Annotated in this window: 22 protein-coding genes; 13 read left to right on the forward strand and 9 right to left on the reverse strand. The window is 58.1% G+C overall.

Annotation, left to right across the window (positions count from 1 at the left end; translation table 11 throughout):
• On the reverse strand, positions 1 to 1,755 hold the full coding sequence (locus ACEWMW_RS10275; protein ID WP_409413840.1) for an N-acyl-D-amino-acid deacylase family protein: 1,755 nt from the start codon (positions 1,753 to 1,755) through the stop codon (positions 1 to 3).
• A gap of 70 nt (positions 1,756 to 1,825) precedes the next feature.
• Between ACEWMW_RS10275 and ACEWMW_RS10280 the strand changes: the two genes are divergently transcribed.
• Positions 1,826 to 2,719: an alpha/beta fold hydrolase gene (locus ACEWMW_RS10280; RefSeq protein ID WP_409413841.1), complete on the forward strand. Its 894-nt coding sequence runs from the start codon at positions 1,826 to 1,828 to the stop codon at positions 2,717 to 2,719.
• 12 nt (positions 2,720 to 2,731) lie between these two features.
• On the opposite strand, the gene ACEWMW_RS10285 is transcribed toward ACEWMW_RS10280, so the two are convergent.
• The 4 genes from ACEWMW_RS10285 to ACEWMW_RS10300 all read right to left on the reverse strand — a co-directional run bounded on the left by ACEWMW_RS10285 (position 2,732) and on the right by ACEWMW_RS10300 (position 8,212).
• Complete coding sequence (locus tag ACEWMW_RS10285; protein ID WP_409413842.1) at positions 2,732 to 4,216, reverse strand: MFS transporter; 1,485 nt, start codon at positions 4,214 to 4,216, stop codon at positions 2,732 to 2,734.
• A gap of 23 nt (positions 4,217 to 4,239) precedes the next feature.
• Positions 4,240 to 5,091, reverse strand: coding sequence for an alpha/beta fold hydrolase (locus ACEWMW_RS10290; RefSeq protein WP_409413843.1), 852 nt, complete (start codon positions 5,089 to 5,091; stop codon positions 4,240 to 4,242).
• 37 nt (positions 5,092 to 5,128) lie between these two features.
• A complete protein-coding gene (locus tag ACEWMW_RS10295; protein ID WP_409413844.1) occupies positions 5,129 to 6,820 on the reverse strand; it encodes a PHA/PHB synthase family protein in 1,692 nt (563 codons plus the stop codon).
• 72 nt (positions 6,821 to 6,892) lie between these two features.
• Positions 6,893 to 8,212: an FAD-dependent oxidoreductase gene (locus ACEWMW_RS10300; RefSeq protein WP_409413845.1), complete on the reverse strand. Its 1,320-nt coding sequence runs from the start codon at positions 8,210 to 8,212 to the stop codon at positions 6,893 to 6,895.
• A gap of 205 nt (positions 8,213 to 8,417) precedes the next feature.
• On the opposite strand from ACEWMW_RS10300, the gene ACEWMW_RS10305 reads away from it, so the two are divergent.
• From ACEWMW_RS10305 to ACEWMW_RS10335, 7 genes are all read left to right on the forward strand, one after another.
• A complete protein-coding gene (locus ACEWMW_RS10305; RefSeq protein ID WP_409413846.1) occupies positions 8,418 to 10,610 on the forward strand; it encodes an EAL domain-containing protein in 2,193 nt (730 codons plus the stop codon).
• A gap of 134 nt (positions 10,611 to 10,744) precedes the next feature.
• A complete protein-coding gene (locus ACEWMW_RS10310; RefSeq protein ID WP_409413847.1) occupies positions 10,745 to 12,943 on the forward strand; it encodes a putative bifunctional diguanylate cyclase/phosphodiesterase in 2,199 nt (732 codons plus the stop codon).
• Positions 12,944 to 13,014: 71 nt separating this feature from the next.
• Positions 13,015 to 13,914 carry an SDR family NAD(P)-dependent oxidoreductase gene (locus ACEWMW_RS10315; protein ID WP_409413848.1) on the forward strand — a complete coding sequence of 300 codons (900 nt, stop codon included), beginning with the start codon at positions 13,015 to 13,017 and terminating at the stop codon, positions 13,912 to 13,914.
• 55 nt (positions 13,915 to 13,969) lie between these two features.
• Complete coding sequence (lepA, locus tag ACEWMW_RS10320) at positions 13,970 to 15,787, forward strand: translation elongation factor 4 (protein ID WP_409413849.1); 1,818 nt, start codon at positions 13,970 to 13,972, stop codon at positions 15,785 to 15,787.
• Between the two features lie 75 nt (positions 15,788 to 15,862).
• Positions 15,863 to 16,693: a dCTP deaminase domain-containing protein gene (locus ACEWMW_RS10325; RefSeq protein ID WP_409413850.1), complete on the forward strand. Its 831-nt coding sequence runs from the start codon at positions 15,863 to 15,865 to the stop codon at positions 16,691 to 16,693.
• On the forward strand, positions 16,693 to 17,466 hold the full coding sequence (gene thyX / locus ACEWMW_RS10330) for an FAD-dependent thymidylate synthase (protein ID WP_409413851.1): 774 nt from the start codon (positions 16,693 to 16,695) through the stop codon (positions 17,464 to 17,466). Before ACEWMW_RS10325 ends, thyX begins: the two co-directional genes overlap by 1 nt.
• Positions 17,463 to 18,335 (forward strand): HNH endonuclease, encoded by an 873-nt coding sequence (locus tag ACEWMW_RS10335; RefSeq protein ID WP_409413852.1) that lies wholly within the window; start codon positions 17,463 to 17,465, stop codon positions 18,333 to 18,335. Before thyX ends, ACEWMW_RS10335 begins: the two co-directional genes overlap by 4 nt.
• Here the strand turns inward: ACEWMW_RS10335 and ACEWMW_RS10340 are convergent.
• The 3 genes from ACEWMW_RS10340 to ACEWMW_RS10350 all read right to left on the reverse strand — a co-directional run bounded on the left by ACEWMW_RS10340 (position 18,332) and on the right by ACEWMW_RS10350 (position 19,750).
• Positions 18,332 to 19,153: a hypothetical protein gene (locus tag ACEWMW_RS10340; RefSeq protein ID WP_409413853.1), complete on the reverse strand. Its 822-nt coding sequence runs from the start codon at positions 19,151 to 19,153 to the stop codon at positions 18,332 to 18,334. The genes ACEWMW_RS10335 and ACEWMW_RS10340 overlap by 4 nt on opposite strands.
• Before the next feature lie 143 nt (positions 19,154 to 19,296).
• The gene (locus ACEWMW_RS10345; protein ID WP_409413854.1) at positions 19,297 to 19,479 is read right to left on the reverse strand and encodes a Flp family type IVb pilin; all 183 of its coding nucleotides are present in this window, start codon (positions 19,477 to 19,479) and stop codon (positions 19,297 to 19,299) included.
• 115 nt (positions 19,480 to 19,594) lie between these two features.
• A complete protein-coding gene (locus ACEWMW_RS10350; RefSeq protein WP_409413855.1) occupies positions 19,595 to 19,750 on the reverse strand; it encodes a Flp family type IVb pilin in 156 nt (51 codons plus the stop codon).
• A 142-nt stretch (positions 19,751 to 19,892) separates the two neighbouring features.
• Between ACEWMW_RS10350 and ACEWMW_RS10355 the strand changes: the two genes are divergently transcribed.
• The 5 genes from ACEWMW_RS10355 (at position 19,893) to ACEWMW_RS10375 (ending at position 24,607) form a co-directional block, all read left to right on the forward strand.
• Complete coding sequence (locus ACEWMW_RS10355) at positions 19,893 to 20,696, forward strand: outer membrane protein assembly factor BamD (RefSeq protein ID WP_409413856.1); 804 nt, start codon at positions 19,893 to 19,895, stop codon at positions 20,694 to 20,696.
• A gap of 253 nt (positions 20,697 to 20,949) precedes the next feature.
• Positions 20,950 to 21,126: a DUF465 domain-containing protein gene (locus ACEWMW_RS10360; protein WP_409413857.1), complete on the forward strand. Its 177-nt coding sequence runs from the start codon at positions 20,950 to 20,952 to the stop codon at positions 21,124 to 21,126.
• Between the two features lie 86 nt (positions 21,127 to 21,212).
• Entirely contained in the window at positions 21,213 to 22,436 is a 1,224-nt protein-coding gene (gene nhaA, locus ACEWMW_RS10365; RefSeq protein ID WP_409413858.1) for a Na+/H+ antiporter NhaA, read from the forward strand.
• A gap of 98 nt (positions 22,437 to 22,534) precedes the next feature.
• Positions 22,535 to 24,199: a DNA repair protein RecN gene (gene recN, locus ACEWMW_RS10370; RefSeq protein ID WP_409413859.1), complete on the forward strand. Its 1,665-nt coding sequence runs from the start codon at positions 22,535 to 22,537 to the stop codon at positions 24,197 to 24,199.
• A 210-nt stretch (positions 24,200 to 24,409) separates the two neighbouring features.
• Positions 24,410 to 24,607 carry a hypothetical protein gene (locus ACEWMW_RS10375; protein ID WP_409413860.1) on the forward strand — a complete coding sequence of 66 codons (198 nt, stop codon included), beginning with the start codon at positions 24,410 to 24,412 and terminating at the stop codon, positions 24,605 to 24,607.
• Between the two features lie 22 nt (positions 24,608 to 24,629).
• Here ACEWMW_RS10375 and ACEWMW_RS10380 read toward each other — a convergent pair whose 3' ends face one another.
• Positions 24,630 to 25,361 (reverse strand): Crp/Fnr family transcriptional regulator, encoded by a 732-nt coding sequence (locus ACEWMW_RS10380; RefSeq protein WP_409413861.1) that lies wholly within the window; start codon positions 25,359 to 25,361, stop codon positions 24,630 to 24,632.
• Positions 25,362 to 25,396: the final 35 nt, after the last annotated feature.

A 25,396-nucleotide genomic window follows, 5' to 3' on the forward strand; every position in this document is an offset into this window, starting at 1 on the left:
CTATTCTGCCGCTTCCGCCAGCTCCGCGCGTTGCGGACCACGGATCAGGCCGCCCGGGGTCTCGCCGGTCCACTTGCCATCGTGGAAGGTGACCTGGCCATTCTTGATCGTGCAGACATAGCCCTCAGCTTTCTGCAGGAGCCGCTTGCCGCCCGCAGGCAGGTCAAACGCCAGCCACGGCTTGCCCAGCTTGATCTTGTCCATATCGATGATGTTGATGTCGGCGAGATAGCCCGGCGCGATCACGCCGCGGTCCTCAAGGCCATATAGCCGCGCGGTGTCGAGGCACTGGCGCTTGATCGCATTCTCAAGCGTGATCGTATCGCCGCGCTTGCGGTCGCGCACCCAGTGTTCGAGCATGAAGGTGGGAGAAGCAGCATCGCAGATTGTGCCGCAGTGTGCTCCGCCGTCCGAAAGCGAGTTCACCGTATCGTCGCTGTGCTGGAGCGGCAGCAGAAACTCGAGATCGCCGTCGGCATAGTTCAGGATCGGGAAGTAGATGAAGCCCGTTCCATCGTCGCGGCACAGCATGTCATAGGCATATTCCTGCGCTGTAATCCCGGCTGCCTCCGCGCGGGCCAGCACAGACTCTGCCTGCGTCGGTTCGTAATCGAAGCTATCGTCCATTTCGTACATCGCGCCCCACGCGTTGGTGAGAAACATGACGACATCCTTTGTATCTTCAGAGACTTCGGAATAGTCGTTCGCCTCCGCTAGCAGGGTTGCCTTGAATTCGGGGTCGAGCAGCTTTGCTTTCTTTTCCGGCCATGGAAGCTCGGCCATCGCCTGCCAGCTGGGGCGGAGCGCGAAGGGGTTCACGGTGCCTTGCCAGGCCATGATGATGCCGTTGCCACGTAGCGCGATCTGGGCAACGATATTCGCGCCGTTGTCGTTCTCGGCGCGCATGTTCGATATCTGCTCGTCAAGCGACTGTTCCTTGGCGATCGACTGGAGCGCGGCGAAGGTAACGGGTAGGCCGGTTTCGCGGCTGAGATTGCCCATCCATTCGAACTCGTTCCATTCCTTGCGCAGGTCCGATGCCATTTCGAAAACGCCGTAGCCCACGCGGCCCATCGCGCGGCCCAACTCGACAAGTTCCTCGGCGGTGGCTGTCGTTCCGGGAACGAGTACGCCGTTGACGTCCTTGTGCAGCACAGTGCGCGACGTCGAGAAGCCGAGCGCGCCGGCACGCACGCCGTCTTCGACGATCTGCGCCATCTGCCTGATTTCGTCGTCGGTTGGCACTGCGCCGGGTTCTTCCCGCTCCTGCAGCACATAGGCGCGCACAGCGCCGTGCGGCACATGGGTGCCGACATCGATGGCGCGGGGCAGCTTCTCGAGCGCATCGAGATACTCGGGGAAGGTCTCCCAGTCCCACGTGATCCCTTCAGCGAGCGCGGTACCGGGAATATCCTCGACACCTTCCATAAGTTCGATCAGCCACTCGTGCTTGTCAGGCCGCGCGGGCGCGAAGCCGACGCCGCAATTGCCCATCACCACTGTGGTAACGCCATGCCAGCTCGAAGGGGCCATTTCCTGGTCCCAGGTTGCTTGCCCGTCGTAATGCGTGTGGATATCGACGAAGCCGGGAGCTATGACATTGCCGCCTGCATCGATTTCTTCTGCAGCATCGCCATGCACTTCGCCCACTTGCGCGATCAATCCGTCCCTGATCGCGACATCGCCGGTGAAGCGCGGCTCCCCGGTTCCGTCGACGATTGTTCCATTGCGGATGATCAGGTCAAAGGCAGGCATTGCTCTCTCCATTTTTCTTTGAAACCTGTTTATCAGAACCCGGCGCGCATCGCCAACTGGAGAATCGATAGTGGAATGGAGCTGGCAACCGGATCCCCAGAGCGGGATCTCAGTCGACTGGGTCGAGGCAAACGGAATGCGCTTCGAGGTGGCGCAGGCCGGGGAAGGTAACAGGCTGGCCCTGTGCCTGCACGGATTTCCCGAGCTCAACTACAGCTGGCGCCACCAGATGCCGATTCTGGCTGAGATGGGCTACCGCGTGTGGGCGCCCAACCTGCGCGGTTACGGCGCGAGCGGCCGCCCGGAAGGCACCGAAGCCTACCGGATGAACACGCTCGTGCAGGATATTGCGGGCCTGATCGATGCCAGCGGCGCGAAGGAGGTGACGCTCATCGCGCACGACTGGGGCGCGCTCATCGCGTGGCATTTCGCGATCAACCAGATCCGCCCGCTGAAGCATCTCGTGATCCTTAACGTACCGCACCCGAAATGCGCCCAGCGCGAGCTCAGGAAATGGCGGCAGCTTAGAAAGAGCTGGTACATCTTCTTCTTCCAGATCCCGGGATTGCCGGAGAAACTGCTAGCGCGCGATAATGCACAGCCGATTGTCGAAGCGTTCCGCGGATCGGCTATCAACAAATCCCTTTTCACTGACGATGTGCTGGAGCCCTTTCGCAAATCAGCGCAGCGACCTGGCGCGATTACGGCAATGCTGAACTATTACCGCGCGCTGGTGCGCCGCCCCGACGCGCGCGACATTGGTGATGGCATGGTTCACGTGCCGACGCTGGTGCTGTGGGGCGAGCAGGATATTGCGATCGACATCCACGTGCTTGACGGGATGGAGGAGTATGTTCCGGACCTGACCGTCAAACGGTTTCCCGATGCCTCGCACTGGGTTCAGCAGGATGTGCCGGATAAGGTGAATACGAAGCTGAAAGGGTGGCTCGAGGCGCGCGGTTAGGCCTGCGCGAGGTTAAACGGGATTTCGTACCGGCATTCTGACGGTCACCAGCACCGCGAGGCCGATCAGGAACAGCACCGATATAGATGCCATGCCGATCCGTTGGCTGTTGGACCACAGTGTGAAGTACTCGACCAGCAAGGGACCCATCCACACCGTGATCGTCCCGGCGATCGCATAGAGGCCGAAGAACTCGCCGCTGCGGCCGGGCGGGGCAAGCGTTACCAGCATAGCCCGGCTCGACGAGATGCTGGCGGTGACCGACACAGCCACAATGCTGATCGACCCCAGGTAGACAAGGTCCGAGAGAGTCTTGAACACCAGTCCGTCCCAAACCTGGTAATTCTCGACCAGGCCGAACAGCAGGCTCTCCTTGGTGATGGAAAGCTGGGCCAGGAGCGTCGTCACCATCGTGACGATCTCGATGATCAGTGCTCGCTTAACGCCTACCTTGGTGTCCAGCCAGCCGCCGAAAATACCGCCCCCGAAAGCGATGGCCGAGCCGAAGATGGCGTAGCACATCATTTCTAGGAAACCCCAGTCGAGGAAAAGCGCGACATAGACCGCGCCCAGTGCGAGCAAGGCGGCCATGCCATCGGCATAAAACATCCGCGCGATCAGGAACTTCATCAATTCGCGATACTTGGCCGCTTCTCTGACGGTTTGAATGACGCTGCGCGAGCCTTCCACCACCGCCTTCGGCCAGCTTGCACCGGAAATTCCGGGGTCTTTCGCATGGGTGAAGAACGGAATGGAGAAGATGAGGAGCCAGGCCGCGCAGATCGGGCCGGCGATCCGCATATGCTCGAAACTGGCGATATCGATACCGAATTGCGGCTCGGCAAAAGGCCATCCGATCATGCTCGGCAGCACGAACAGCAGGACAAGAACGATAAAGATCAGCGTTGCGGCCAGATTTCCCAGGCCTAGGCCGAGCCCGGAAATCATCGACAGGCGATCGGGCGTGCCTGCGACGCTCAGCATCGCGTTATGCGTGACCTCCGAATAGGTGTAGCTGACATAGGCAATCACCAGCAGCGTCATGATCGCCGGGACAGACAACCCCTGTCCGCCGGGCATGGCGAACCACAGCATGGCAGAGCAGATTACAATCGAGCCGAGGAATACTCCGAGGATCGGCTTGAGCTTCGCTCCGCGATCGAGCGCGGCACCGAGGAATGGTGCGGTGAGCGCAGCTATAAAACCTGCCCATTTTGTGACCGACGCAATGGTCGCTTGCCCTTGGGCGTTCGCGGTTGCGCGCGCTTCTTCCGGCGACAGCGCATCCAGTTCGCCGCTCGCTAACATGTCGGCGCCAATGATGTCGCGCGCGAAGTAGGGCGCGAAAATGTAGATGACGATCAGGATGTAATAGGGATTGCGGGCCCATTCGAAGACTGCCCAGGCGAAACCGGTCTTGCCCAGTGCCCCGCCTTCACCCGAATGGGGGCGACTAGCAATTGGGCGAAAGTTGGGATCAGGCTGGGCAGTTTCCATTTTGGTTTCCGCCCGCCAGCCGCTCAGGCAGCGGCCAAGGCCTCCCCTTCGGGAGCATCAAGGAATGCCCTAATCTCGGCCAGAGACTCGTCTTCATGCGTCAGGAGGAACAGATGTCCGCCATCAGGGATTTCGACGAGCTTTGCATTCGGGATGAGCGATGCAAGGATGCGACCGTTAATCGGGACCACAATCTGGTCGTCGCCTCCCATCATGACCAGCGTCTCCTTGTTGAGGAAGGGCAGGGCGGGCGCGCTGGTCCAACCAAGCATGGCGAGCAGTTGGTAGAAGTAGCCGCGCGGCGTCGGCGGCTTGAGCCTGCCGATATGTGCGTCTTTCTGATGTTTCGTCCCGTCCGGATCAATCCCGCCGTAGAGCGTTTGGAAATGCTCGTTCATGAATTCCGGATCGATATAGCGGCGCGGGTTGGCCATCTTCGTCAGCGCAGCCGGATTGCCCGGTACCATAAGCATTCCCGCAGTCGTCGCGCACAGGACAACGCGGCGAACACGCGCAGCGTGTTGAAGGGCGAAATGCTGAGCCATCGCGCCGCCCCAGCTGACCCCCATAACATCTACGGTCGTGATGCCGAATGCGTCGAGGATCTTCGCAGCCGTCCAGCTCATCGTGAAGGCATTGTATGGGATTAGGGGCTCGGGCGAGCCACCTACGCCGGGCATGTCGAACATGATGAAGCCGCGATCATCGAGCATCTCGGCGAGCGGGCTGACGGCCTCGATATTGGCTCCGATTCCATTGAAGAACAGAATTGGGGGATGATCGGACGGCTCATCCAGTCGCCAACGCGCGATGCGCAGCTGCCTACCGCCGATGTTTTCGAGCGAGACTTCCCCGCTGCCGATTGTGTCCGTCAAACGCAATTCCTGGTAGCGACCATATGATGGTCCGTGATTAGACTTCCTCGACTACATAGGTACCGGGTGCCGGGTCCAGCGGTTTGTAATTCTTGTTCCCGACTTTGTCGGGAGCCGGAATCTTGTCACCAGAGCGCTTTTGCATCCATTCCATCCAGTAAGGCCACCAGCTTCCGGGCACTTCTTCGGTTCCCTTGAGCCATTCATCGGCGGTTTTGGGCAACTTCTTCTTCTTGCCCTTCTGGATGTAAAACTTTGCCTTGGGATTCCCCGGAGGATTGAGGATCGCCTGCATGTGGCCCGACTGGCTGAGGACATACGTAATATCCTTCGATCCAAACAAGTTCGTCGAACGATAAGTCGCTTTCCAGGGAGTTATGTGGTCGGTCACGCCGCCGAGGATGAAGAGGTTGCTGTCAACTTTTGACAGGTCGACCTTGTGCCCAACCATTTCCACTTCGCCCTTCTTGGTGAAAGCGAGCGTTTCGTAGAGATGCAGGAAATCGCCCATCAGGCTGGCAGAAAGGTTGGTGGCATCCGCGTTCCAGAACAGGACGTCGAAAGCGGGCGGATCCTGGCCAAGCAAGTAATTGTTGATGACGTAGTTCCAGATCAGATCGTTGGGGCGCAGCCAGGCAAAACCCCTGGCGAGCGAATCCCCTTCAATGATACCCTTTTTTGCAGCACGGCGTTTGGCCAGCTTGAGGCCGTTTTCGCTGATTAGCGATCCTGCCTCGATATCGTTCTGCTTGGGATGTAGCACGCACACCATCAGCGTCAGCGATCCGAGGAGATCGTTGCCTTCGGCAGCCATCTTGCTCGCGAGCAGCGAAGCGGTTTGCCCGCCCGAGCAACCGGCCGAAACGTTCACCTTGTCGCTTTCGGTGATGTTGGCGACGACTTCCATCGCTTCCTCGCATGAGCGGATATAGTCCGCCATGTCCCAGTGGCCTTGTTCCTTTGAGGGGTTGCGCCACGAGATCAGGAAAGTCTGGATGCCGTTGTCGAGCTGGTATTTCACCACCGATTTCTCCGGCGACAGATCGTTGATGTACATCTTGTTGATTTGCGGCGGAATCGTCAGCTGCGGGATCGCGTGCACCTCTTCGGTCGTTGGCGCATATTGGATCAGTTCGAACATCTCGGTGCGATATACGACCGAACCTTTCGAGGTCGCGATATTCTCGCCCAGCTTGAATGGTTTCTTGTCCACCTGGCTGACCATGCCTTTGTTGTGGACCATATCATCATAGGCGTTCTTGAGGCCCTTGATCAGCGAAAGGCCGCCGGAATCAATCGCAACCTTTTGCGCTGTTGGATTACCGATCAGCGTGTTGGTGGGCGCAATTGAATCGATGATGATATTCGAGATGAAACGGGCCCGGTCGCGCTCGAGATCGTCAAGCTCAAGGTCTTCCAACCAGTTCGACATGCCTTTCTGTACCGCAAGGTAATACTGCATTCCGGCGCGCATGAAGGGATTGAACTGCCATGCCTGGTCCTTGAACCTTTTGTCCCTCGGGTCGGGTGCTATATCGGACTGGCCGGTCAGGATCTTTATCATGTCTTCGCCCATTGACTGGGCGTGCTTGAAAGTGCGTTTGGGATCGGTGGCGGTTTCCCGCAACAGCAATGCCACCGCGCCTATGATGTCTTCCCTCGCCAGCCCTACCAGTGGCCCAAGGGCGCTGGTGGATTGTGAAGCTTCATTCTCAAGCGTGGTGGCCATGATCCATCCTCGTATAATGTTACCTTGCGACCGGTCTGTGTTTCCAACGTATGAGCCTGCCTGGCCGTTCCATCAATTGGCAAGCGCGGCAAACATGCTTTCGACATCGATGAATTTCTCTCGCGGAGCGCCATCGCGCGCGGCAGAATTCTCTGCTTCTTCGATTTTCTTCCAGTCGGCAAATGTGACCAACTCTAGGTTGCGAGATCTGGCCAGTTCGTCAAAGCCCGCACGACCTTTCTTGTCGCCGCGGCCCAGACTGCCTGAATCGAAATCTTCGACAATCTTCTCGATGATGCCTTGGCCGTCGGGTCGATTGGTGCCGATTGTCCCCGTCGGGCCGCGCCGCGCCCAGCCTACGCAATAGATACCAGGCAGGATACGCCCTTCGTCATTGGCGAAGCGTCCAGCACGCTCTTCGAAAGGGACATCGGGAATTGGAGAGCTTCGGTAGCCAATGCAGCTAACCACCAGGTCAGCAGGGATGACATAGGTTTCACCGGTGCCGATCGCGCGCCCGGCTTCGACCTTTGTGCGCTCGACTTCGACCCCCCTTACCCGGCAATCGCCCACAAAGCGGATCGGACTGGCGAACATGTCGAAATCGATTTCGATTGGCTTCTCGCCGCGCTCGCTTTCCGGAATGGCTGCGAAGCCTCTCAGTAATGTGACGGACTTACGAAGTCCCGGCTCAAGGATGGCATCTTCCTCCTCTTCAGGCAGGTCATCTGGATCGACCCGAGGCGTTGCCCGCTCAAGATGCATCAGCTCGCCCAATTCCTTGGGTGTCATCATGATTTGATGGGGCCCACGGCGACCGGCGATAGTGACAGTGCGAACGCCAGATCCCATCAAGGCGTCGAGCGCATGCTTGACGATATCGCTGGCGGCGAATTCGGCGTCAGTCTTCGAAAGAATGCGCGCCACATCAAGCGCGACATTGCCCATGCCGATCACTACGGCATTGGCACCGTCGAGTTTGGGCCCAAGATCGGCGAACTGCGGATGGCCGTTATACCAACCGACGAATGCGGCCGAGCCGATGATATTGTCCAGATCCTCGCCCTCGATGCCGAGCTGCCGGTCATGCGGCGCACCTGTTGCGATCACGATGGCGTCGTACAGCTGCTCCAATTCACCGATGCTTACGTCCTCGCCGACCGAGACATTGCCGACGAACCGTACATTTTCAGTAAGCGCGGTTTTTTCATAGCGGCGCGATACCGCTTTGATTGACTGATGGTCCGGGGCCACGCCGGTCCGGATCAGTCCATAAGGCACCGGAAGCTTGTCGAACACGTCGATCCTTACATCGTCGCCCCAGTGTTTCTGGGCAGCTTCGGCGGTGTAGTACCCTGCCGGGCCAGACCCGACGATTGCGATATGGCGCATAAACTGGCTCTTGGCCTCTCTTCCCTGCGGTGTTCATGCCGCGCATCGTCATGCGTTTCAAGCTTGCGACTGATGCAAGGGGCCTCTCACAATGGTTAAGCACTGCTTTACGAAGCAGGGCGGACGAGGCGGCCGTTAGGGAAAAGCTAACCCTTCCGTTTTACCCCGTGGAAGCAGGTCAATGCACTAGGGGAAGACTGAAGCGATGGGTGAGGTGCCTTTCAAGGGCATTTTTGACAACCTGCTGGGCTCGGGAGGGTCTCAGCGAGGTGGTCGCTCGTTTGGTGGAATTTCCGCCGACGATAAGTTGTCCATTGTCGAAGAGCTCGAAGCTTCCGGTCTTGGCTGGTTCTGGGCGACCGACCGTGATGGCAAAGTGACCTATCTCAGCCCGCTGATCGCGCAGGCCATGGGCTACAAACCAGCAGACCTGATCGGACATTCCTTCCAGAATCTCTTTGAGACAGATAGCGGCACCGGCAGCTCGCGCTCGCTGAGCTTGAAGCTGAGCGCTCGCAAGTCCTTCGACAACCTCGCCGTGCGCGCCAGCGCTGAAGACTGTGACCTGTCGCTCAAAATTTCGGGCAAGCCGATCTTTGAAGGATCGGACAAATTCCGCGGCTATCGCGGCAGCGCACTCGATGTGACGAAAGAGCGTCGCAGCGAAGAGGAAGCGGCTCGTCTTGCGAAATACGATTCCCTAACCGGTCTATCAAACCGCCACCGCATGGCGCAGCGGATCGATTCCACGCTCAATGCATTCCGGGCAGCCAAGCGTAACTGCGCGATCATGATGCTGGATCTCGACCGCTTCAAGCAGGTCAATGACACACTGGGTCACGCGGCAGGCGATGAATTGCTGCGGCAGGTTTCAAGTCGTCTGCAGCGGGTAATCGATGGGGGCTGTGAAATTGGTCGTCTCGGCGGCGACGAGTTCCAGATCATGCTTCCTGACATGGATGACCGCGGCAAGCTGGGCGAGATTGCCAAGAAGATCATTGAAATGCTCTCGCAGCCTTACTCGGTTGAGGAAGGGCGTGCATCGATTGGCGCATCGGTTGGGATCGCTATCGCCCCGCATGACGGCGTGACCCGCGAGGAAGTCACGCGCTCTGCAGACTTGGCCCTCTATGCGGCCAAGGGCGGCGGGCGCGGTCAGTTCCGATTCTATTCGACCGACCTCGAGTTCGAGGCGAATCTGCGCAAGCGTATGGAAGAAGACCTGCGGGCTGCAATCGACCGCGGCGAATTCTCGCTCGCCTACCAACCGATTGTTTCGTCCAAGGGCAACAAGGTCTTGACGCTCGAGGCACAATATCGCTGGATTGATCCCCATCGCGGCGAAGTCAGCCCGGAAACCTTTTTGCCAATCGCCGAAGGAAGCCGCCTGATCGTGCAGCTGGGCGAATGGGCGCTCAAGCAAGCCTGCAAGGAAGCGATGGAATGGCCCAACAGCCTGAACATTGCCTTGGGCATCTCCTCGGTCCAATTCACCAGCGACGGTTTTGCCGACAAGGTCGTTGAAGCTCTCAAAGAAAGCGGTCTTGCTCCAGAACGGCTCGAGCTACAGCTGAATGAATCGGTTTTCCTCGGCGATGCCGGCAGCGCTGACAAGACGCTCTCGAAGCTGTTCAAAATGGGCGTTCGCCTGACGCTGGACCAATTCGGCGCAGGTTTCTCCTCGCTCAGCTACCTTCGCCGCGCTCCATTCTCGGCCATCAAGATTGGCGAAAAGTTCCTCCTAGGCACGATGTTCGATGACAAGCCCGATACCGACCTGATCAAGGCAATTGTCTCGCTCGCCAAAGCCATGGGCATGGAAACGATCGCAAATGGCGTTGAATCCATGGAGCTTCTGGAGTTGGTCGTCGGTTGCGGCGTCGCCCATATTCAGGGCTACGTCTTCTCCGATGCCCTCGACAAGGAAGCGCTCGCGAAAGCGCTGTCGGGCGATGATTGGACGCTCGATCCTCTTGTTTCCGGCTCGCAGCGGGCTAGCCGCCGGACGGTTTTCCGCAAGATCGGCTTGATCCACGAAGATCACTATTACGAAGTGACAATGCGGAATCTTTCGCGCAGCGGCTGCATGATCGAAGGCCTGGTCGATGTTCCGCTCGACACTCAGTTCGTGGTCGACTTCGGCGGAGGCCAGCTGGCAGTTGCCACAGCCAAACGCTCATCGGGAGACACGCAGGGACTGGAATTCGAGCAGGAATTGGTCGACGATGGTGCCGGCGGATTGTGCACGCGCCATCGTGTATCACCATACGCATTGGCTAGCGCCGGTGCGCCGCTCGAAGCACTGCCGGCAGGACGATACACCGGGATGCCAGCAGCCGAAGTGGTCCAGAAAAGCGTTCCGTGTTTCCAGCTCTCGGACAATGCGCCGCAACACTGACTTGCTGCCTTTCAACTCACCGCGCCCTTAGCCTTTCAGCAATGAATTTACGCTATCCGAGAAATGCGCTCGGTTCGAAGCGTTGAAAAGAAAACCAACGGGTCAAAATTGGGGGCAGGGTGGTTAAGCCTAGTATGCTGAGCATCACCAGGAATTTTCCTGGATTGCGCGTCAAGGAGGTCAAAGCGTGGGATGGCGTCGCCGACCCGCGCCTCGCGCTGTTCAACGACTTTGAAGAATCCGAGCTGGCCTGGTTCTGGGCTACCGATACTGAATCCCGGGTTAGCTACATCTCGCCGCAGATCGCAAAAGTTCTTGGAAAGGATATGGTCGAGATCGTCGGTCATCCCTTCGAGTCTCTCTTCGACTATGAGGCCATGGGATCCGACTCTGACTGTCCCAAGAGTCACCAAGGCAGAAGTTTGAAATTCCTGCTTCGCGCCAAGAATACCTTCATCGACCGAGAAGTGCGCGCCGATTTCGAAAGTCGCGAAATCTGGTGGTCGATTTCCGGACGCCCGCAATTCGACAGGAAAGGCCGTTTTAAGGGCTATCTTGGAAACGGCCAGGATGTGACGTCCGCTCGCCGCGACCGTGCCGAAGCTGACCGAAATTCGAATTTTGATTCGCTGACTGGCCTCTCGAACCGTCGGCGGATGGCCGCGCAGCTCGATAGTACGATCAAGGCCTACAAAGTATCGAAGCGTAGCTGCGCGCTGATGATGCTCGATCTCGACCGTTTTAAGCATATCAACGATACGCTCGGACATCCGGCAGGAGACGAACTGCTCAAGCAGGCAGCGCAGAGGCTTATAAGGATCGTCGATGATAAAGGCGAAATAGGCCGCCTCGGCGGCGATGAGTTCCAAATAATCCTGCCTGATTGGGATGACCGCGGGGATTTGGGTGAACTGGCCAATCGCATCATCCAGATGCTTTCGCAGCCCTATTCCATCGAAGGTACCAGTTGCTCAATCGGTGCCTCGGTGGGTATTGCAATTGCCCCTTACGACGGCGTCGATGTGGACGAGCTGGTGCGCAATACCGACCTCGGCCTATATGCCGCCAAAGAAGCGGGTAGAGGACAGTTTCGCTTCTATTCGAGTGATTTGCACAGCAAGGCCGAAGAACGACGACTGGTCGAGGATGATTTGCGCGATGCACTTCATCGCGGCGAGCTCAAGGTATGCTATCAACCTTTGGTTTGCCCGATCGAAAATCGCGTTAAGGCCTTCGAAGCTCTCATGCGCTGGAATCATCCCGAGCATGGCGCGATCAGTCCGGAGTTGTTCATCTCGGTTGCAGAGGAAACCGGCCTTATTATCAAGCTTGGGGAATGGGCCCTGCGCCAGGCTTGTAAGGATGCCGCCAAATGGCCGGGCGATATTCGGGTCGCCGTCAATGTCTCGCCTGTGCAATTTATGAACAAGAAGCTGCCCAAGATGGTGGCCAACGCACTCACCGCATCAGGGCTTAGGCCAGGGCGGCTGGAGTTGGAAATTACCGAAAGTGTTTTCATCGGCGACACCGAGGGAACCACCAAGATGTTTGAAGCCTTGAAGAAAATAGGCGTGCGGATGGCGCTTGACGATTTCGGCACGGGCTATTCTTCGCTTGGTTATCTGCGCGATGCGCCGTTCGACAAGATCAAGATTGACCAGAGCTTTATTCGGGGGGCGGTGGATAACACTGTTCGCGGAAACGCTGCGATCATCACTGCGATTGTCAGCCTTGCAAACTCTCTCGACATGGACACCACTGCCGAGGGTATCGAGGCGATGGACGAATTGGATTTTGTCCGTGAGCAGGGTGTCACCACTGTGCAGGGATTTGTCTATGGCAAGGCGGCGGCCCAAGAAGATGTCCTGACGATGGTCCAGGAGGCGGAAATAGTCCTTTCTCCCGAAGGGCCGGCAAAGACTCGATCCGACCGCAAGTCGATCCTGCGCCGGATTGGATTGATCCATGAAGATCACCGCTATGAGGTGATGATGCGAAATCTTTCGCAAAGTGGCGCGAGGGTCGAAGGCATCCTGGATGTGCCGATTGGTACGCATTTCGTGGTCGATTTTGGCGAAGGCCAACTTGTTGTCGCAGAGGTGAAGCGGTCTGAGGGCAGCTGGCAAGGGATCGAGTTCGAGCATCCACTTATCAGTGACGGCGGCAAAGGCTGGTGCACGCGCAGCCGCATTTCACCCTATGCATTGGCCGCTGCAGGAATGCCTCTCGCAGCTCTCCCTCCCGGAGCATACCCGTTGGTGGGCAAAGATATTGAATTGGATCCGGTGAAGATCAGTATTCCAAAGTTTTCTCAGCTAGACCTCGCCAGCTAACTTTCGGGCGGGTTGGCTAAGAGATTGCGCTTTCCTTTCCTGCGTTGCTCGGCAACAGTTGCGCTTGACCAATGGGAATCTTGGAGAGCGCGGTGAAGGATTTTTCAGGCAAGATTGCAGTGGTGACGGGCGGCGGCTCCGGGATAGGGCGCGCGCTGGCGCTCCAGTTGGTGGCCGAGGGATGCTCGATCGCGATGTGCGATGTCAGCGAAGAGGACATGGCTGAGACTTGCCGGCTTGCCGAAGCCGTGTCGACCCAAGGTGCCAAGGTTATCTCGTACCGCGCCGATGTCAGCAGCGAAAGTGACATGAACGGCTTTCGCGATCACGTTCTGGCCGAGACCGGGGCGGACCATATCCACCTACTGTTCAACAATGCCGGTATAGCTGGAGGCGGCAGCTTCGTCGCAGGCGACAGCGGACAGTGGGAGCGGACTTTCGGCGTGTGCTGGTATGGGGTCTATTACGGCTGCCGCGCCTTCATGCCGCTGCTGGTGAGAGCCAATGAGGGGCACGTTATCAATGTCAGCTCGGTCAACGGCTTTTGGGCAAGCCTGGGTCCTGAGACCCCGCACACCGCCTACTCGGCGGCGAAGTTTGCGGTCAAAGGCTTTACCGAGGCGCTGATGACCGACCTTGCGATCAATGCGCCGCATGTGAAAGCGAGCGTGGTGATGCCGGGGCATATCGGAACAAAGATCGCCCTCAACACCGTTCGTGAACAGGGCATGGGTATATTCCCCGAGGATGTGACCAAGGAAGAGATCATCCAGCGCGGCAAGGATTTCGAGGAGAATGGGCTGCGACCGGAGGAGGCCGCAAAGAGCATCCTCGACGGCGTGAAAGAGGATCGCTGGCGCATATTGGTCGGACCGGACGCAATTGCACTAGACCAGGTTGTGCGCGCCAATCCTGAGGGCGCTTATGGATCTGATCTGATGGAAACGATCTTCGGCACCATGCCGGACTGAACACGCTCGATTGCGGGCTGACAGAGCGATGCGGGGCGGGTAAGGGCGCGGTCAAATGACCGAACTTTCCAAAATCCGTAACTTCAGCATCATCGCGCATATCGACCATGGCAAGTCGACGCTGGCGGACCGGCTGATCCAGTTCACCGGCGGGCTGACCGACCGCGAGATGTCCGAGCAAGTGCTTGATAACATGGACATTGAGCGCGAGCGCGGGATCACCATCAAGGCCCAGACCGTGCGCCTGAACTACACCGCGAAGGACGGCGAGACCTACGAGCTCAACCTCATGGACACGCCCGGCCATGTCGACTTCGCCTACGAAGTTTCGCGCTCACTCGCCGCATGCGAAGGTGCGCTCCTCGTCGTGGACGCCGCGCAAGGCGTCGAAGCGCAGACGCTCGCCAATGTCTACCAGTCGATCGAGCACGACCACGAGATCGTCCCCGTCATCAACAAGATCGACCTCCCCGCCGCCGATCCCGACGCGGTGAAGATCGAGATCGAGGACATCATCGGGCTCGACGCATCCGAAGCCGTGCTCACCAGCGCGAAGTCGGGCATCGGCATCGAAGACGTGCTCGAAGCCGTCGTCGCCAAGATCCCCCCGCCCACGGGCGAGCGCGACGCGCCGCTGAAAGCCATGCTGGTCGACAGCTGGTACGACCCTTATCTTGGCGTGGTCATCCTCGTGCGCGTGATCGCCGGTGTGCTGAACAAGGGGCTCAACATCCGCTTCATGCAGGGCGGCACACAGCATCTGGTCGACCGGGTGGGCTGCTTCACCCCCAAGCGCACCGATTTGAAAGAGCTCGGCCCGGGCGAAATCGGCTTCATCACCGCACAGATCAAGGAGGTCGAGCAGGCCCGCGTGGGTGACACCATCACCACGGTGAAGGGCGGGGCGGAGCAGGCGCTGCCCGGCTACAAGGAAGTGCAGCCGGTGGTGTTCTGCGGCCTCTTCCCGGTCGACGCAGCGGATTTCGAGAAACTGCGCGAGAGCATCGGCAAGCTGCGGCTCAACGATGCCAGCTTCAGCTACGAGATGGAAACCAGCGCCGCATTGGGATTCGGCTTTCGCGCCGGCTTCCTTGGCCTCCTCCACCTCGAGATCATCCAGGAACGCCTCACGCGCGAATACGATCTCGACCTGATCACCACCGCGCCCAGCGTGGTCTACCGCATCCAGCTGAACAAATCGAAGAACGACGACGCGCGCGAGATCATGCTGCACAACCCGGCCGATTATCCCGATCCCAGCCGGATCGATACGATCGAGGAACCGTGGATCAAGGCGGTGATCTACACGCCCGATGACTATCTCGGCTCAATCCTCAAGCTGTGCCAGGATCGCCGCGGGATCCAGAAGGATCTGACTTATGTGGGCGGCCGCGCGCAGGTGACGTATGAGCTGCCGCTCAACGAAGTGGTGTTCGATTTTTACGACCGGCTGAAGAGCATCTCGCGCGGCTATGCCAGCTTCGATTACGAGCAGATTGGGCTGCGCGAGGGCGACCTTGTGAAGATGAGCATCATGGTCAATGGCGATCCGGTCGATGCGCTATCGATGATCGTCCACCGCGATGTGGCGGAGGAGCGCGGGCGGGGGATGTGCGAGCGGCTGAAGGACCTGATCCCGCGGCATATGTTCAAGGTGCCGATCCAGGCGGCGATCGGCGGCAAGATCATCGCGCGCGAGACGATTTCGGCGCTGCGCAAGGACGTGACCGCGAAGTGCTATGGCGGCGACATTACCCGCAAGAAGAAACTGCTCGAAAAGCAGAAGAAGGGTAAGGCCAAGATGAGAGAGTACGGAAACGTGAGCATCCCGCAGGAGGCGTTTATTGCTGCGCTACGGATGGGGGAGGAGTGATACCTTGTGGAAGTCTGAGTGTGCTACGCGGCACAGGGCGCACAAGGCAGTTGATCTTTGGTAAAGGAGCGATTGATGGGTTTTCTGACGGATTCACAAATAGCTGCGCTGATCGCCCAGGAAGCTTCGCTTGCTCCAGATTGTCGTGAAAAATCTGCTGGCACACGCGATCCGCGCCTTAAAGCAGCGTCGTTGGATCTCACGATTGGTGATATCTTCATTCCAGGCAGTTGCGCAGGAAAGCTAGGTGCCCACGATAAGCCTCGCAAGGAAATCTCCTTAATGCAGGGAGCTTCCGCGATTGTGCGCACGGCAGAAAAGGTTCAAGTCCCGGACGACCATGGCGGCATTGCTTTTCCTCCTGCCCGATTATCACTAACAGGTTTGCTCACAACGAATCCCGGACTTCTCGACCCTGGATATGAAGGCACCTTGCACCTGACCCTAATAAACATGGGGAAGGAGCCGATCAGCCTCAAGACAGGCGATAGAATAGTGCGCATCCTATTCTTCAAGATGGAGCAAAAATCGACAGAACCCTATCGTTCTGATCCAAATGCATCACACATCGATGAAGAATTGCTAATGGGTCTTTCATACGATTTCGCAAATCTCCAAGAAAGAGCACGAGAAGTGGCAAAGGAAGAAGTCCACAAGGCCGAAATATTTAGTAAATGGTATGCTCCCGTAATCGGGTCAGTAATTGCAGTGATTGTCACAATCCTGACTGCGATCATAACAAATAACCAGGTTGATCCACTTGAATCTAGAATTGACCGAATTGAGGGTAGGTTCGGCCAAATGGGAGGCGACCTCAATTTAGACAGCATCGAGGAAAGGTTACGGCAGTTGGAAGAAGTGGGCGACACTGAGCAGGGAAATCTAAAGGACGCTGAGGCGGAGTAGTGCACCCGAAGATCATCATTTTGAGCCGTCCGGTTGCGACTGGGAACGAAGCTCAGTTCCTCAAAGCGCATGGCTTCGAGTGGCAACCTACAGGCCAATCCACCGATGCCGAGAGAATTATCGAATTTTCGGGTCGCCTTTGTTATCTTTCATTTGATCCGAACAAACACACTCAGGTTGAAAATGCGGAATACATAAGAAAGCTAATTCAGCATGGTCATGAAAGTGTCCTTGAGCATGCCCAGTGGACTTTCTTAATTGATGGAGTGACGCGCGGTTTTTCTCATCAGCTGGTTCGTCACAGGGTAGGCTTTTCATTTAGCCAATTGTCGCAACAGTACCATGATGAAAGTGAGGCGGTCCTTCTCAGGCCAGACGGTCTGGAAGATCATTCTGAATTAAGTAATGAATGGAAGACAATTGAAGCGCAGATTAATAATTTCTATAAGCGTGCCTTGAAGACAGCTCCACCTACAAATGACTTTTCCGATCGCGAGAGAACAAGATACGTTAGATCGTTTGCGCGCTCACTTTTGCCCAATGCGACGCGTACAATCTTGAGCGTAACCGCGAATGCTCGTAGCTTACGACACTTCTTGGCTTTACGAGGAGCTCTAGAGGGCGACATCGAAATGCGACGTGTGTCAGAACTCATCTATGACATGCTCCGCATCGAGGCGCCGGCAGTTATGTTTGATTTTGAGAAGAAAGCACTTGGCGACGGATCACCATTGATTGTCCGGAGTGCAGGTGCAGGACCTGCCTTGCCGTGACATTCGGCGTATTCATGCACAAGGACGGATCGATCTACGACGACATTCCCGAGATGCACTATCAGTTTCCGAAAAGCTATCTCAGCCGCGCACAGCAAATGGTCGGCGATTGGATTGTCTATCGCGAGCCGGTCAAGATTCCGAATTCCAAAGGCTTCTTCGCGGTGGCGAAGGTCGAGAGGATCATTCCTGATCAGGATGTGACAGACCGTTATCGTGCGATCATCGAAGAGGGCAGCTATCTGCCCTTCGAACCGACCGTTCCTCATGTCGTAAACGGCGAACCAGTCGAGCGGGCCTTGGCCAATGCGCAAGCCGCCGTTCGCCCGCTTTCGCATTCGGACTTCGCGCGGATCATTTCGCTCGGCTTGCCGGATGAGGACTTTCTACCTCGGAGCGATTACGACAATATCGACGAGGATCGCGTTCGCGAGCATCAGACCCCATTCGAGATCGAGCGGCCCATCGTTCAGTCTCTCGTCTCGAAGCCATTCCGTGACCGAGCTTTCCGCCGCGCCGTGATGCATGCCTATGATGGACGCTGCGCGGTGACGGGTTGGAAACTGGTCAATGGTGGGGGCCGCTTGGAAGCGCAGGCCGCGCATATCCGCCCGGTCGAGCATGGCGGCCCTGACAGCGTGCGCAATGGCCTCGCGCTATCAGGAACTGCGCATTGGATGTTCGACCGTGGTTTGATCGGCTTGAAGGATGATCTCGAAATTCTCGTGCATCGCAAAGTCAATGACCGCGAAGGTGTCGAGGCAATTATCAATCCCACGGGCAAGCTCAAGGCGCCGGATATCGAATCCTACCGACCGCACCCGAAGTTCTTGTCGTGGCATCGGGAGTTCCACGACTTCGAGGCCTAATCCCAACCCTTATCCTTGGGTGAGTGCTCGGTTTTCGGCGGCTTTGGCTTTTTCGGCTTAGGGCCGATCCGCATGCCCTTCGGCGGAACCGGGATCTTCAGCGGAACTTTGTCCGCATCGCGCCGAGTACGCTGCGCCGCGTCGTCAAAATCCGCCTGTTCGAGGTCGCGGGCGCGCAGCCGCATAAAGGTGGCGAAGGCCTCCAGCGCCTCGGGTGACATCGCTTCCCATTCGCGCCGCTCGCGATCGAGCACGCGGATCCGCATCTCCTCCACCTTGCGGTCGATGCTCGCCTTCACGTCGGCAATGCTCGCATTCTTGATGCCGAACTCCTTCTTCCATTCCTTGCGCCATTGCTTCTTGAGCTTGTCGAGCGTTTGCTGGTCGACCGCGTTCATCGCCTTCGCGCGGCCTTCGGTGAAGCGTTCGGGCGCGCGGTTGCGGAGCATGAACATCAGCAGCCGGTCGTTATACTGGCGGCGCGTGCCGACGAGCTTGCCGTAGGAATAGACCGGCACTTCCACTCCGTTGAGCGCGCGGTCCATCGCCACATCCTCGATCCGCTTGACGCCGTGGGCGAGCGCGGCCTCCCATGCGGCGGCGAATCCTTGAGCGCCGTCCTGGCGGCGAAGCTGGTAGGCGCCGTTGGTGGAGCGGTTCACCTTGCGGCAGGCGTGGGCGACCGAGCCGGTATCGGCCAGCGCTTCGATAAATGCGCGCTGGACCTCAGGCTTCCAGCCGTTCGAGCGGTCTTTCGCGCGCGGGACGGGCGTGAAATCGGGGAGGGAAGGAAGGTTGGGTGTTTTGGTTTTGCTCATTCACGAGCCTGAAGCAGAAAACCCGAAGGTAGGAAAATTCCTCCAGAATCAGGAAAGGCCCGGAACCGAAGTTCCGAGTCTTTTGCTGTGGTGTGCAATTCCGGCAGCGCGTGGGAGATACGCGCCGCCGGAAATTCGCTAAGTTATGCGGCCTGGTTGCCTTCGGAGAGGGCAGAATCGACCGTGTTGAACGTGGTCGAGAGCTCGCTGCCAAGGCTCTGCATGGCGGTAATTGCGGCAACGGCGATAAGCGCTGCGATAAGGCCGTATTCGATCGCGGTCGCGCCGCTCTCGTCAGCCATGAAACGGTTGATCAAGGTCTTCATTGGTCTGGTCTCCATTCGGCGGTGCATCCTGGCGCACTGCGTCATCACCGGAATAGACCGCGACGCCTTGCAGGCTGGTAACCGAACAGGGTTAAGTTCAGCGTACCGGCGCGTGCTACTTCGTCTGGGCCTCGGCGTACTTGTCGGCAACGGAGTTCATGTTCTCTTCCGACTGCTCGCCGACAGAGATGAAAGCGCCCAGCGCGGCGACCGAAACGACCGAGGCGATAATTGCGTATTCTACGGCGGTTGCGCCTGCGGTATTGCGCATCAGATTTTTTAAGACATGCAGCATGTTGTGTCCCCCAAATTCCCGCGATCCTATGGCAGAAAGTGGTTAGCGAGCGGTTAACTGTGCCCAGCGGTGCAACTTCACTTGGCGTTCACCTGCGCGCTGGTTATAGGCTTCGCCCATGACGACTTCTTCGCGCCATCCGCTCAAGCTCGCATTGGTTGCCGGGCTCCTAGGTTCCACGCTGTTTGTTACCGGTTGCGCCCGCGGGGGCGGCGACGGTGCTGACACGGCTTACGTCGCGCGCGATGTGGAATCGCTCTATGCGGAAGCAAAGCGGCGGCTTGACCGCGGTAACACGCGGCTCGCGGCCGGCCTGTTCGATGAAGTTGAACGCCAGCATCCGTATTCGCCCTGGGCTCGCCGCGCGCAGCTGATGAGCGCCTTCAGCTACTACACTTCTCGCGATTACAACCAGGCGATCCAGAGCGCGCAGCGCTTCCTGTCGATCCACCCGGGTAACAAGGATGCGCCCTACGCCTATTATCTGATCGGGCTCTCCTATTACGAGCAGATCAGCGATGTGCAGCGCGACCAGAAAATCACCGAGCAAGCGCAGCGCGCCTTGCGCGAAGTCGATCGCCGTTTCCCGAATACCGAGTATGCTGCGGATGCGCGGCTCAAGCTCGACCTCGTGAATGATCACCTGGCCGGCAAGGAAATGGAGATCGGGCGGTTCTATGAGCGGTCGGGCAGATGGATCGCTGCCAAGCTGCGTTTCCAGAACGTGGTTTCGAACTTCCAGACCACCAGTCACGCTCCGGAAGCGCTTTTTCGCCTAACCGAGACCAGTCTTGCGCTCGGTGTGCGGGAAGAAGCGGTGAAATACGCAGCCGTACTGGGAGCGAACTATCCCGGCTCTGAGTGGTACGAAAAGGCATATGAGCTGGTCGGCGATCACGCTGCCGGTGTCACTGCAAGCTAATTTCCGGCCCAAGGCACCTCGCGCTGTGCGGTCTTGCTCCGCAACTCGCAAACATTTTTGAATATGTTTGAAACCAATCGGGCGGATGCGCATTTACTTATTGCGGACCGGGCCCCTCTGGCGAGCGCTGCAAAGCGTTCGTGATGTCGGACCGCATCGGATTGCCGATGCGTTGCTGACGGGTCTCCTCCTCCCTCCCGAAAGCACCATCGGCTCTCCGATCGACTTTGGCCTTCTACTAAGGAGACTATCGATGATGGCCCGACTTTATCGTTTGACCGAGATTCACCAGAAGATCGATGAGCATTTGCGGCTGGAACAGCGCAAGCGAGCACCGGATTCCCTGGAGATGACACGCCTCAAGCGTTTGAAACTCCGCATCAAGGACCGGATTCAGTGGATGCTGGCCCGCAGGGCGGCAACCGCCTGACTTGATCATAAGAAGGGGAGGTGCCCAAAAGGGCGCCCCCCTTCGCTTTTTGCATTTCACTGAGTCAATCGATTACCGAGAGTTACATGGTCACTGCTATTGCCCCAATGCTTCGCGATTTTCTGAAAAAGGAAAGCGCTGCAGGCCTCATACTGATGGGGATGGCCGTGCTGGCTGTCATCGTCGCCAATTCACCCCTTGCGGCTCTGTATCGCGATTGGCTCGCACTGCCTGTAGTTGCAGGGATTGGCGGGGCCGTAATCGATAAACCGTTGATCTTGTGGATCAACGACGGATTGATGGCGGTGTTCTTCTTCCTAGTTGGACTCGAAGTTAAGCGTGAAGTCCTCACGGGCCAGCTATCAAGCTGGCGCGCTGCTTCGCTTCCACTGGTGATGGCAGTCGGCGGGATGGCCATCCCGGCGATCATCTTCGCAGCACTTAACTGGGGGGATCCGGTTGCCATCCGTGGTTGGGCCATCCCTGCTGCGACCGATATCGCCTTTGCGCTCGGCGTGCTCGCGCTGCTGGGAAGCCGCGTACCTGTCGCACTCAAAGCGCTCCTGCTCGCTGTCGCTGTTATCGACGATATCGGAGCAATTGCGGTAATAGCTCTTTTCTACACGGAAGGCGTGCAGACGCAGATGCTGATCGGCGCCGCCATAACACTTGCCGCGATGATTGCGCTGAACCGGGCCCGTGTCGCCGACAGCTGGCCCTACGTATTGCTGACTGTCATTTTGTGGGTATTCGTGCTGAAATCCGGCGTTCATGCAACGCTCGCGGGTGTGGCTGCGGCGATGACGATCCCGCTTGAGGCACGCGGCCAGCAACCGCTAGAGCGAATGGAGCACGCGCTTCACTACTACGTCGCTTTCCTCATCATTCCGATCTTCGGATTCGCCAACGCAGGCGTATCACTGGCAGGCGTGTCATTTTCCGATCTACTCGCGCCGCTTCCCCTGGGGATCGCACTGGGTCTCCTGATCGGCAAGCAGCTCGGAATATTCGGCTTTGGTTGGCTGGCGATCAAGGCAGGCGTGACCGAGATGCCCGAAGAGGTGAATTGGAGGCAACTCCATGCGATGAGCCTGCTGGCAGCAATCGGGTTCACCATGAGCCTGTTTATCGGCAATCTTGCTTTCGCTGACCCGGCATTGATCAACCAGGTGAAGATCGGGGTGCTATCCGGATCGCTTATCGCGGCTGTTACGGGATACTTCCTGCTCAAGTCGGCATTGCCGGATCCCGCGCTTTCAACTGACCGCGCTGGACCCGACAAACAGCGCGCGCCGAGTTCATCAGGCTAGAAGGTCCAAAGCGCCGGCGCGAGCTCCTGCAAATGATCCACAAAGTGCATCGTGAGATGCGGTGACGGAGCCATCGGCTTGAGCTATTACCGGATGTAATGCTCACCCGCCTGTCCATTCGCAATGTTGTTCTTATCGAGGCACTCGACCTGGACTTCTCCGGCGGTCTAGGCGTGCTTACCGGGGAGACCGGGGCGGGCAAGTCAATCCTGCTCGACGCACTGGGGCTGGTGCTTGGAAACCGGGCCGACGGCAGCCTGATACGCGCTGGCGCGGAAAAGGCTTCGGTCACGGCCACCTTTGAATTCGCCCATATGCCGCCAGCCGTGGCGGAGCTTCTGGAGGATTCGGGGATCGAACTGGAACCGGGCGAGGCGGTGATCTTGCGGCGTAATCTCGCAAGCGATGGGCGCAACAAGGCCACGGTCAACGACCAACCAGTCGGTGTCGCGTTGTTGCGGCAATTGGGCGACCTACTCGTCGAGCTTCACGGCCAACATGACGATCGCGGCTTGGTCAATCCGCGCGGTCATCGCAAGCTCCTGGACCGATTTGCGGAAATCGATTCTGCAGCTCTTGAGCGTAACTGGGCGCATTGGCACGAAGCGAGGGCGCGCCTCGATGAGGCGAGACATGAAGTCGACCAGATCCGCGAGGATCAGGACATGCTATTGGCACATCTCACAGAGCTGACCGAAATTGCGCCCCAGGCGGGAGAAGAGGCCCGCCTCGCCGAAGCACGAGCGGCAATGCAAAAGGGCGAGCGGCTAACCGAAGACCTCGACGAGCTGCGCGCGCTTTGGGACGGTTCGGATTCACCTCTGGCAATATTGCGGAGCGCTGCGCGCAGGCTCGACCGGATTGCTCCAGAACACGAACTGCTTGCCGAAGCGCTGGCGGGCCTTGACCGCGCGATCATCGAAGCGGGCGAAGCCGAGGACAAGCTGTCACACGCGGCGCAAGCCTTGATTCACGACCCAGAAGAACTGGATCAGGCAGAAACCCGCCTGTTTGAGCTCAGGGCGCTGGCGCGAAAGCATCGGTGCGAGGTTGACCAGCTTCCGGAGAAGATGCGTGAGATGCGCACCGCGCTTGATGCCATCGAAGGAGGCGAAGCACAGCTCGATGCGCTCGAAGCAGCAGAACGCGAAGCTGGTGATGCATTTCGCGTCCTCGCCGCAAAAGTGCATGAAGCGCGGATCTCGGGTGCCAAGAAGCTCGATAAGATGGTGGCGCAAGAGCTGGCTCCGCTGAAGCTCGACTCCGCGAAGTTTCTCACTGCGATCGAGAAACTGCCAGAGGAGCGCTGGGGCGCCCATGGTATGGACGGCGTCGAATTCATGATCTCGACCAATCCGGGTGCCGATTTCGCTCCGCTTACGAAGATTGCCAGTGGCGGTGAGCTTTCGCGCTTTATCCTGGCGCTCAAGGTTGCGCTTGCGGAGCAGGGCGGGGCGGTGACCATGATCTTCGACGAGATCGATCGCGGTGTGGGCGGCGCGGTTGCTTCAGCGATAGGCGAACGGCTCGGACGCCTGGCGGATGGCGGGCAGGTGCTCGTGGTTACGCATAGTCCGCAAGTTGCGGCGCGGGGCGGCGCGCACTACGTGATAGCAAAATCGTCCGAAGGCACTGTGACACGAACCTCCGTCGCGCGCCTGGAAGCGGCGCAACGACAGGAAGAGATCGCCCGGATGTTGTCGGGCACTGCGACAACTGACGAAGCCCGGGCACAAGCCGAGAAACTGATGGAGGGAGTCTAGTACTCCAAGTCGATCGTTCAAATTGAACGGGTTTACCGACGTCATTCAGGAAACTGCGCAAATACTAACAAATGTGAATGCGAAGATCTGTCAAAGGGGTATCTAGGCAGCGTGGCCAGAGTCGAACCTGACGTGGCCCGAGGCAGTCTCTCACTTTTCGCTCGATTTGAGCAACCCGAGACTGCGTACAATCTGGTTGGAGGGGCCCGCATGAAGATTTACCGGGTGGTGCCCGCACTTAGCTCTACGGATGAGAATCCCGTGATCGAGTTTTTTGGCGATGAGCCGACAGAAGTATTCCAGTTGCTGAAAGATGCGCGACCCGATCGCCATTATCATCTGTGGGAAGGCGACCGATGCCTGGGCTTGTTGCGCAGGAATGGAAACGGTTTTTGGGAATTACGCTAGAGAGAAGTCCCGTTCGCGAGGCTTAGAAATGCTCGTCGAACCAATCCAGATCGAGATCCTCGTAACGGTTACGGAACTGGCCGATCTCCGTCAGGCGATCCCTGTCCAGGATTTCGATTTCACTCTTGTCCCGGCTTATCAGACCATCTTCATCCAAAGCGCGAAATAGGCGATTGACCTGGATCGAGGTCAAACCGATCGCCTCACCGATTTGGGTCTGTGTCAGGCCGATGTCGAATGCTTTGCCCGGATCCGGAACAGCGAGGCTGTGCCTGGCCTCGATTTCGAGGATCAGCGAAGCGAGCCGCGATTTGCCGCGCGTCCGGCCTACCGATACCAGTCGGTCATTCAGGATCGCGCTTTCAAGTGCTGCGAAAGTATAGAAGATCGCGGCGATCCTCGGCATGTCGGTGAAGGCTTCGATCAAATGGCGCCTGGGGAAGACGTAGATCGTCGAAGGCGCATTGACTGTGATCGTTTGCGTCGCGTGTTCGAAAGGAACGTTCGCCGTGCCGACAATGTCCCCCGCATAGTAAAGCCGCGTTATCGCCCGATCGCCGCTTGGCAATTCCAGCGACGCAAAGAGGCGCCCTTCCTCGACGATAAAGAGCTGGTCAGGTTCGTCGAAGTCTCCCGCGACGAGATCCTTGCCTGCTTCGCAAGTGACCTTCACCGAAGAAAGGTTCTCGATAACCTCTGTCTCATCCGACGTCAGGGGAGAAAGGGTGCCGTACTTCGCGAGCAAATTCTTCATGTGACTCAAATACCCCGTAAAGCAACGACTTGGGA

Source organism: Litorerythrobacter xanthomarinus, from assembly GCF_046254955.1.
Lineage (GTDB): Bacteria > Pseudomonadota > Alphaproteobacteria > Sphingomonadales > Sphingomonadaceae > Qipengyuania_C.